This is a genomic window from Anabaena sp. CS-542/02, assembly GCF_028331085.1.
Taxonomy (GTDB): Bacteria; Cyanobacteriota; Cyanobacteriia; order Cyanobacteriales; family Nostocaceae; genus Anabaenopsis; species Anabaenopsis arnoldii.
The window spans coordinates 1-5,567 of record NZ_JAQMTM010000102.1 but is presented as its reverse complement, the minus strand read 5'-3'; the positions used below and the strand labels follow the sequence as shown (position 1 = coordinate 5,567).

2 protein-coding genes are annotated in these 5,567 nt (G+C 42.9%); both read right to left on the bottom strand.

The window, feature by feature from the left end:
• Positions 1–212: 212 nt before the first annotated feature.
• Positions 213–1,799 carry a B12-binding domain-containing radical SAM protein gene (locus PN447_RS11610; RefSeq protein WP_271763190.1) on the bottom strand — a complete coding sequence of 529 codons (1,587 nt, stop codon included), beginning with the start codon at positions 1,797–1,799 and terminating at the stop codon, positions 213–215.
• 125 nt (positions 1,800–1,924) lie between these two features.
• Positions 1,925–5,077 (bottom strand): O-linked N-acetylglucosamine transferase family protein, encoded by a 3,153-nt coding sequence (locus PN447_RS11605; protein ID WP_271763189.1) that lies wholly within the window; start codon positions 5,075–5,077, stop codon positions 1,925–1,927.
• Positions 5,078–5,567: the final 490 nt, after the last annotated feature.

The window sequence follows — 5,567 nt, the reverse complement described above, 5'->3', positions numbered from 1 at the left end:
TTCAATGGATAGGGATTTAAACGCAGCAATTAACTTATCGAGGTTGGCTAAACCTTGAAAGCTTACTGAGGGATAACCGCTCCCATGCTCCCTGCGAAGTAAGAAATAAATGTCTAGACTTGTCTAGGATTTATATAGCAGTCCTGGGGAAAATGCTCGGTAATGTAGAGACTGGCTATAGTGAGTCTCTACATTACCTGGGGAGATATCTCCTAACTAGCCAGCACCTCGGCTTTTTTCTCTACTAATACATAAGGTTCTTCTTTCCCTTGTGCTAAATAGACCGCTAACTGACTTTCTATCTGGTCGCGGACAATTTGGCGATACTCTAGAAAATGCTCGTTGTGGGCACACGCAGAGATATAGTGTTCTAAAACTCCCGGATTACGTTTGAGGATACTAAATAAATGATGCCAGAATTTCCAACGAGTTTCCCGTTTAATCCCCTGTCGCCAAATGACAATGAGTAACGCTTTCACAACTACCCATTCTGGCATCTTAGCTGGCGCTTTCCATTTTGGTAAACCCATCATCAAGAAACAGCGATAGGTGCGGTCTAAGTATTTAATCGGGTCATATAAAGTACAGAACGCATCAATATATTCCCTGGCAATATCTTCCAGAGGACGGGTAGGGATGAAATTCATTAATGTGGTTTGGTTGATGTTACCATCTTGATTTTCCCGTAGTCGTCCTTCTTTTGTCAGACGATGCCACAATGCTGTATTGGGTAGCGCTTGTAACATGGCGAAGGTAGTAGAGGGAATGGCCGCTTGTTCCGCAAACCTGACAATGCGATCGCCTGCGCCGGCTTTTTCGCCATCAAAGCCAATAATAAACCCAGCCATAGGCCGCAGTCCAGCCTTAATAATAGTTTGCACAGCATCAGCTAGGGAACCGCGAGTATTTTGAAACTTCTTAGTTAATTGCAGACTCTCCTCATCTGGGGTTTCAATCCCCAAGAACACCGCCGAGAAACCAGACTCCACCATCAACTCCAGCATTTCTGGATCTTGTGCCAAATCCACAGAAGCCTCAGTGTCAAAGCGGAAAGGATACTGATGTTCAGCCATCCAGACTTTTAACTCTTTGAGTAACAATTTCACATTACGCTTATTACCGATAAAGTTATCATCTACCATAAACACACCCCGCCGCCAACCCAATTTATAGAGGTAATCTAACTCTGCTAATAGTTGGGCTGGGGTTTTCGTGCGGGGTTTACGTCCATAGAGTACAATAATGTCGCAGAATTCGCACTGGAAGGGACACCCACGGGAAAACTGCACCGACATCATATCATAGGCATCCAATTCTAGTAAATCAAACCGCGGGATGGGTGTAATTGTGACATCTGGTTTTTCTGTAGCGCGGAAAACCCCAGAAGTTTCACCCCGTTGAATAGCATCAATAAACATGGGTAGGGTGATTTCCCCTTCATCGAGAATCAGAAAATCAGCACCGACATTTTGTACCTCGTGGGGTACAGAAGTGGGATAGGGACCACCCACAGCCACTAACTTACCACGTTGTTTTGCTTCTTGAATTTGCTCTAATAAATCTTGCTTTTGGACAATCATGGCCGAGAAAATTACCACATCCGCCCAATCCCATTCTGCTGCGGTCACCGGGCGAATATTGCGATCTACTAGCTTAAACTCCCATTCTTGGGGTAAAATTGCCGCCACTGTTACTAAACCCAAAGGTGGTAGTAAAACTTTGCGATCGACTAATGCCAAGATTTTTTCGTAAGACCAAAAGGTTTTGGGAAATATTGGATATACCAGTAAGATTCGCATATAGTATTAATCCTCACACTGTGATAGTTATCCCAACTGTAACTTAAATCGGATCAATTCCCCACGCAATAGGAATATGAGCGAGTTCAAAACACAACTTTTGGTAACAGTTTAACACAGATCATTTAGTGACTTATGGAGAGTAAACTGGCATAGCGGTGATATTTTTCAGCCTCCTCAATTAATTCTTGTTCCTTTAACAGTTGAGCTAGTGCTTGATATGTTACAGCGCAGGAGCGGTCAAGGGTGAGAGACTGCAAATAGGCTGAGACGGCCTTTTCCACATCATTGGAAGCTACATAAGCTAAACCTAAACGGTAGTAAGCCTGAGCATCATCAGGATGATGTGTGATATACTCTTGATAATCATTAATAGTCACCGCAGCATCTAACTCCCCACAGATAGAATTAGGTGATTGCTGTTGTAAATAAATTTCCCACATTTGCTGATAACTGGTTTCTAAAGTCCTGGCCATGTTCTCCACATCTAACAAAGGAGACTCTTCCATTCTCTGGCGTATAGTCGGGCGCAAATTTGCTAGGATGTAAGGATTTTGGGCTAATTCTACAGCTTTTTGCACATACTCACCCCGACTCTGAGCAATGAAATCATCTAAACCCAAGGTATGGAGGATACTAGCACTCATGCGCTCCATCTTCCGACTCCCTGCGAGGGTGAGGGTGGGTACTCCCATCCATAAAGCTTCACAGGTGGTAGTACACCCTGTATAGGGGATGCTATCTAAATGTAGGTCAACTTGATTATATAGGTTGAGGTGGTCTTGGTCTGCTGCGTAACCACCGTATAAGGCGATGCGTTTAGGGTCGATACCCTCTTTCATAAACGGGGTTTGAATTTTCTCTGTAATTAGGGGGTTGAAAACATTAGAACTGGCGCATTTAATCACTAAGCGGGAATGGGGAACAGCTTTGAGGATTTCAGTCCACAAAGATAGGGTTTCCGGTGTCAGTTTCCTTAGGGTGTTGAAGGATGCAAAGGTAAAGATACCTGTTTTTTGGTAAGGAAGTTGGGTAATATCCGGTGTATCTTTCAATGGCTCATAACTGACATAGCACCGGGGTAAACGCCAAATTGTTTCGCTGGTTTTTTCTTTTGTATCAGGGGGGTGGAGGACTTGATCAGTAATCCAATAGTCAATGGTGGGTAACCCAGTAGTAGCAAAATATCCTAAGTATGTGGCTTGAATGGGGGCGGGTTTCATTCCCAATACTACCAGGCGGTTACTTACTGTGTGTCCTGCTAAGTCTACTAGAATATCTATGCGATCGCTTTTAATTAACTCTGCCACTTCTATGCCACTCATCCCCACTGTGGAACGCCAAGCGTCACAGATGTTGATAATTTCCTCCGTAATTCCATCGGGTTTACTCACCTCCCCATAACAGAAAACCTCTACACGACTGCGGTCATGGTGTTGGATGACGGGTTTAATAAAAGCACTCACTGAATGTCTGCGGAAATCAGGGGAAATATAGCCAATGCGTAGGGGTCGGTGTGGGGTTTTAGGGTTGGGGTGATTTTTGATGTGTGGTAACCATTGATTCACTACCTGCTGTAAATACCACAGTTCGGCAGAGTCTAGGATTTCTTGGGGGGTAAAGTTGCTCAGAGCACTAATGTTAAACAAAAAACTAGAATGGAGTTTGGGGTTATGGGGGTTAATTTTTAGAGCTTCGTTGAAGAGATTAATAGACTCGAGGATTTTTCCTTGGTCGTTGGCGAAATACCCTAAAAGTTCGTAGATTTCGCTGTGCTGGGGATTGATTTTCAGGACTTTTTCAATACATTCTTGGGCTAAGTTGGGTTGTCCATTTTGATAGTAAACATAACTTAAGTTTTTCAGCGCCCCCATGTATTCTGGGTTGATTTCTACAGCCCGATTATAGTAGTATATAGCTTCAATATAATATTTCTCATTTTGGAAGATACAGCCTAGGTTGTAGTAAGCTAAAACTGCCTCTGGGTCTAGTTCAATCACGTATTCAAAGCATTTTTGCGCCTCTTTTAATTTCCCTTGATTAACTAGGTCTGTGCCTGTATTATTGATATGATTGGTCAGCTTTGGTAATAGTTCTAGGTCACTTGGTTCTAAAAGATTGGCGATCGCATCTACATTTTCCTGTTCATAGATCAGGGCTAAGTTAAATTTTGCCCCTTGATGGACGGGGTCGAGTGCTAAAAGTTGGGAAAATTCCCCTATGGCTGCGGTAAACTGTTGCTGTCGCCGATAAATTAAGCCTAAACGATAGTGAGCTTTAGTGTAATTGGGGTGAATGGCGATCGCCTGGGTGTGGTGGTTAATGGCTGCTTCCCAGTTATGCTGTTGTTCATAGACCAATCCCAAATTATGGTGAGATTTAGCTAACTGCGGTTGGATACTCACAGCCCGTAAATACCATTTTTCTGCTAAAGTTAATTCATGTTGTTGGCTTAAGATATTCCCGAACAGATGGCAGATTTCTGCTGCTATTTCTCCTCCCCCCCGGTTGGTTAATCTGGTAATTAGATATTCCTCTAAGGAGTTGTAAAATTCCTCCCTCAAGGGCGGTTTAAAGGAAATACTCTGTGTTAGTATGGGGTTGAGTTCTGTAAGTAGGGTTGGTAATTCTATAGCTGCTAAGTGTTGCTCTAATTTCAGGCATAACTCAGCCTCATCTGTGTAGTTAAAATAGATAAGTAATGGTTGCAGTAGGGTTTCAATAATTAAACATTTTTCTGGGCTGAGGCTTTGAGTCCAGGGTGTTGCTGGGGGTAAACAATACTGGTTAATTAAAGTAATCCCTGCATCTGTGGCTGTAAGTTCTAATGTAACTTCTAAATATTCGGCTAATTGGGTAATAGTTAAATCTACTTGAGAAACTAAATTTTCTCTAGCGATGAATAAAGTATACTCTTGGGGAAACCATTTTTCGTGATATTGTTGCCACAGGTTTAATAAGCTAGATGCAAAAGCGGCTTTTTCTGTTGAAGCACTCACCACAGTAGAGAGAATTTCCCGCGGGTCTTGATGTATATAGATGCTCTTGGCTTCACCTTGGTGAATTTTCCCCAGGGCTAATTCTGAAGTAACCCGATATTCTACCAGTGTTACCGCAGAAGTTGCGTCAATCAGTTTAAAATAAGCCTCTATTTCCTGTCCTGTGTTACAAGCTATTCCTTGGGTAGCTTGGTTACCGATGTCAGTGACTAAGGAATCACAAAGGTTGTAAGATAGCTTTCTTAACTCGTTACTAATCCCACCGCAAAAAATCATCATAGTTAGTAAATATCACCCTCTTGTACTTAATCTTACATTCCCACAACCGGAGTATCCTTACTCTGTCTCAATAGCGATCGCGAATACTACAAGCCGATCGCCCCTTATTACATTCAACTATCAACCATCAACCGTCAACAGACTTTATACTGTTTTCCCCCCTATGTCTGCTTTTTTCGCCATGTTTGTTATAATCAGTAAGTTATGATTTATGAGTTATAGTTTATGAGTATACTTGTTGTGTATCAACAAATATACTCATTTAATCGCGATCGCCCTAACGCTGCTGCACATAGCGATCGCCCCTTAATACCCCCAAACCCCGCTGGTTGAGCGTAGTCGAAACCCAGCGTAGTCGAAACCCAGCGTAGTCGAAACCCAGCGCACCCGAAACCCAAACCCCGCTGGTTGAGCGTAGTCGAAACCCAGCGTAGTCAACAGTCAACAGTCAACAGTCAACAGTCAACAGTCAACAGTCAACCGTCAACCG

Coding starts and splice junctions, on each gene's coding strand:
- PN447_RS11605 (WP_271763189.1), bottom strand. CDS start 5,077: ATGATGATTTTTTGCGGTGGGATTAGTAACGAGTTAAGAAAGCTATCT.
- PN447_RS11610 (WP_271763190.1), bottom strand. CDS start 1,799: ATGCGAATCTTACTGGTATATCCAATATTTCCCAAAACCTTTTGGTCT.